1 protein-coding gene is annotated in these 323 nt (G+C 55.1%); it reads right to left on the reverse strand.

From position 1 onward, the window contains the following. Positions 1-323, reverse strand: a 323-nt coding sequence (locus tag LD028_RS08680; protein WP_237811575.1) for a helix-turn-helix domain-containing protein, incomplete at both ends; no start/stop codon positions are given.

Below are 323 nucleotides of genomic sequence, written 5' to 3' on the forward strand. Positions count from 1 at the left end.
AAGAGGTATGGTTTTCTGGGATTTCCCCCTGCTCGATTAGGTGTTCGTAGAACACCGTCACGGGCATGGTGGGATGTTCTTTTCTTAGGGCTAAAATATGATCCTCATCATCGGGCGACAGACGCCTTGAGTGGCCGCGGTCCGAACGGCGCTTCGGCTTCAAGGCGTCAAAGCCCCCTTTTTTGTATCGGGTGCACCAATCGAGGATCGTCTTGGCTGCGATTCGCTTGTCGCCCTGGTGGGGAACATGGTGCACTCGCTCGCTCACCTCTTTCAGATACGTCTTCGGTTCCACCTGCCCATTCACCAACGGAGCGATTAGC

Source organism: Anoxybacillus sp. LAT27 (assembly GCF_022030075.1).
Lineage (GTDB): Bacteria > Bacillota > Bacilli > Bacillales > Anoxybacillaceae > Anoxybacillus > Anoxybacillus kestanbolensis.